Origin of the sequence: Streptomyces sp. NPDC057638, from assembly GCF_042800315.1 — a bacterium.
GTDB lineage: Bacteria > Actinomycetota > Actinomycetes > Streptomycetales > Streptomycetaceae > Streptomyces.
Genome location: NZ_JBHVHF010000504.1, coordinates 1 through 3576, shown reverse-complemented (window position 1 = coordinate 3576; position 3576 = coordinate 1). Strand labels below are relative to the sequence as shown.

At 68.8% G+C, this 3576-nt stretch carries 3 protein-coding genes; all 3 read left to right on the top strand.

The genetic code is table 11. The annotated features are described in order from the left end of the window. Positions 1 to 546 precede the first annotated feature (546 nt). The 3 genes from ACFVIM_RS34000 to clpX all read left to right on the top strand — a co-directional run bounded on the left by ACFVIM_RS34000 (position 547) and on the right by clpX (position 3458). On the top strand, positions 547 to 1152 hold the full coding sequence (locus ACFVIM_RS34000) for an ATP-dependent Clp protease proteolytic subunit (protein WP_384309921.1): 606 nt from the start codon (positions 547 to 549) through the stop codon (positions 1150 to 1152). A gap of 178 nt (positions 1153 to 1330) precedes the next feature. Further along, positions 1331 to 2005: an ATP-dependent Clp protease proteolytic subunit gene (locus ACFVIM_RS33995; RefSeq protein ID WP_384309919.1), complete on the top strand. Its 675-nt coding sequence runs from the start codon at positions 1331 to 1333 to the stop codon at positions 2003 to 2005. Between the two features lie 169 nt (positions 2006 to 2174). After that, positions 2175 to 3458, top strand: a complete 1284-nt coding sequence (gene clpX, locus ACFVIM_RS33990; RefSeq protein ID WP_384309917.1) for an ATP-dependent Clp protease ATP-binding subunit ClpX — start codon at positions 2175 to 2177, stop codon at positions 3456 to 3458. Positions 3459 to 3576 lie beyond the last annotated feature (118 nt).

Here is a 3576-nt window from a genome sequence, read left to right as displayed (position 1 = left end):
CACCCCAGGTGTCCGGGTCCGGCCCTGTCGCCGTCCCGCCCCCACGCCGACTCCTCGTCGCGGCGGACACCCGCGGTCGGCCCGCCCCGGGGCGGGCAGGTTCCGCCGCCACGCGCCCGGGGCCCATGCGCGCCCGGGGCCCATGCGGAGAGCGGGGGCGTTCCACCCCCGCGGGGCCGGCGCCCGGGCGGGCCCCACCCCGTCCGGGGGCACGAGGTGGCACCGCCGGGCCGCGCGGGTGCGGAGCCCGCGTCCTTACGGCGCGGAGGTCCGGCTGGACCCCCCCGCCCACCGGCGGTGAGCCCCGCCCCCGCCCGCCGCGGCGGAGGCCCACGCCTGGGATCACCCACCCCGCGAGCCCCAGCGGCAGCGCCCCCATGGGGTGCTTGCGCTCCCAGCGAACAGTTCGGGAACCGGGATGGCGTTGTCCGACCTGCGCGTTAGGGTCCATGAATACGAGGGCAGGGTTGCACCCGCCCCCGGCTACGAGACGCGAGACGGCAGGCAAGCCGTCAGAGACGAGCAGGTGGATACGTGACGAATCTGATGCCTTACGCCGCCGGTGAGCCGTCCCTCGGCGGTGGCCTCGGTGACCAGGTCTACAGTCGGCTGCTCGGCGAGCGGATCATCTTCCTCGGTCAGCAGGTCGACGACGACATCGCGAACAAGATCACCGCGCAGCTGCTGCTGCTCGCCGCCGACCCCGAGAAGGACATCTTCCTCTACATCAACAGCCCCGGCGGCTCGGTCACGGCGGGCATGGCGGTCTACGACACCATGCAGTACATCCCGAACGACGTCGTGACGATCGGCATGGGCATGGCGGCCTCGATGGGCCAGTTCCTGCTCACCGGCGGCGCCCCCGGCAAGCGCTTCGCGCTGCCGAACACCGACATCCTCATGCACCAGGGGTCGGCCGGACTCGGCGGCACCGCCTCCGACATCAAGATCCAGGCCCAGTACCTGCTCCGTACCAAGCAGCGGATGGCGGAGATCACCGCCCGTCACTCCGGTCAGACCGTCGAGGCGATCATCCGCGACGGCGACCGCGACCGCTGGTTCACCTCCGAGGAGGCCAAGGAGTACGGCCTCATCGACGAGATCATCTCCGCCGCGTCGGGTGTCCCGGGCGGCGGCGGCACCGGCGCCTGAGCCCACCGGGAGTCCCGTCACCCACGGTGACGATCCCGGCCGGTGACGGTGACGGACCGCTGACAGCGGCGGGACCGTCCCACCGACCGATCGGCCGCCGACCCGGCAGGGCCTCCCGGTGAGGGCCGCGCCCTCGCCCCGACCGACCCACGCGACACGCCCGCAGAACGCCACCAGGATGGTGAACACCCACATGAGCAACTTCTCCGCGAGCGGCCTGTACACCGGCCCGCAGTTGGACAACCGCTATGTCGTCCCGCGTTTCGTCGAGCGCACCTCCCAGGGTGTGCGCGAGTACGACCCGTACGCGAAGCTCTTCGAGGAGCGCGTGATCTTCCTCGGGGTGCAGATCGACGACGCCTCCGCCAACGACGTCATGGCCCAGCTCCTCTGCCTGGAGTCGATGGACCCCGACCGTGACATCTCGATCTACATCAACAGCCCGGGTGGTTCCTTCACCGCGCTGACCGCGATCTACGACACGATGCAGTTCGTGAAGCCCGATATCCAGACGGTCTGCATGGGCCAGGCGGCCTCCGCCGCGGCCGTGCTGCTGGCCGCGGGCACGCCCGGCAAGCGGATGGCGCTGCCGCACGCGCGGGTGCTGATCCACCAGCCGTCCTCGCAGACCGGCCGGGAGCAGCTCTCCGACCTGGAGATCGCGGCCAACGAGATCCTGCGGATGCGCCAGCAGCTGGAGGAGATGCTGGCCAAGCACTCCACCACCCCGCTGGAGAAGGTCCGCGACGACATCGAGCGCGACAAGATCCTCACCGCCGACGACGCGCTGGCGTACGGTCTGATCGACCAGATCGTCTCCACCCGCAAGACCACGGCCGCCGCGGCGGCCTGACCGACGCGTCACCCTTGGCGCGGCGCTCTGTGGCACCGCCGTGGCACACGACGACCATGTGAACCGCGCCAAGGGGGGCCCGAACAGAGGCCCCGGCAAGGTACCGTCGGATATGAGGCACCAGGAGCAGGCTGAACCAAGCCGCTCCCAGGCGAAGGGGAAGCACCTCGTGGCACGCATCGGTGATGGCGGCGACCTGCTCAAGTGCTCGTTCTGCGGAAAGAGCCAGAAGCAGGTGAAGAAGCTCATCGCAGGCCCGGGTGTGTACATCTGCGACGAGTGCATCGATCTCTGTAACGAGATCATCGAGGAGGAGCTCGCGGAGACCTCCGAGGTGCGCTGGGAGGAACTGCCCAAGCCCCGCGAGATCTATGAGTTCCTCGAGGGCTATGTGGTCGGGCAGGAGCCCGCCAAGAAGGCCCTATCCGTCGCGGTCTACAACCACTACAAGCGCGTCCAGGCCGGCGAGAACGGCGGCCCTCAGGGCCGGGACGACGGCATCGAGCTGTCCAAGTCCAACATCCTGCTCCTCGGACCCACCGGTTCCGGCAAGACCCTGCTGGCGCAGACGCTCGCCCGGATGCTCAATGTGCCCTTCGCCATCGCCGACGCCACGGCGCTGACGGAGGCGGGCTATGTGGGCGAGGACGTCGAGAACATCCTGCTGAAGCTCATTCAGGCGGCGGACTACGACGTCAAGAAGGCCGAGACCGGGATCATCTACATCGACGAGATCGACAAGGTAGCCCGTAAGAGCGAAAACCCCTCGATCACCCGTGATGTCTCGGGTGAGGGCGTTCAGCAGGCGCTGCTGAAGATCCTGGAGGGCACCACCGCCTCCGTACCGCCGCAGGGCGGACGCAAGCACCCGCACCAGGAGTTCATCCAGATCGACACGACGAACGTGCTGTTCATCGTGGGCGGCGCGTTCGCCGGACTGGAGAAGATCATCGAGTCCCGCGCGGGGGCCAAGGGCATCGGCTTCGGCGCGACGATCCGCTCCAAGCGGGAGATCGAGGCGAGCGACCAGTTCCAGGAGGTCATGCCGGAGGACCTGGTGAAGTTCGGGATGATCCCCGAGTTCATCGGCCGTCTCCCCGTGATCACCTCGGTGCACAACCTCGACCGCGAGGCCCTGCTGAAGATCCTGGTCGAGCCGAGGAACGCGCTGGTCAAGCAGTATCAGCGGCTCTTCGAACTCGACGGTGTCGAGCTGGACTTCGACCGTCCCTCGCTGGAGGCCATCGCCGACCAGGCGATCCTGCGGGGCACCGGCGCGCGCGGACTGCGCGCGATCATGGAGGAGGTCCTCCAGTCGGTGATGTACGAGGTGCCCAGCCGTAAGGACGTCGCCCGGGTGGTCATCACGGCGGACGTGGTCCGGGACAACGTCAACCCGACCCTGGTGCCGAGGATCGTGAAGAACGACGGACGGCACGAGAAGTCCGCGTAGCCGCTGACGCGGGTGGGCCCATCCTCCCCCGGAGGGTGGGCCCAACTCGTACACCTACGTCCATAATCCGCAGTCCTGGATCGATCCCATGGGCCTGTCACCGCACCCACCGGAATTG

Excerpts from the sequence above, each read along its gene's own strand:
- ACFVIM_RS34000 (WP_384309921.1), top strand. The coding sequence starts at position 547 with ATGCCTTACGCCGCCGGTGAGCCGTCCCTCGGCGGTGGCCTCGGTGAC.
- ACFVIM_RS33995 (WP_384309919.1), top strand. The coding sequence starts at position 1,331 with ATGGTGAACACCCACATGAGCAACTTCTCCGCGAGCGGCCTGTACACC.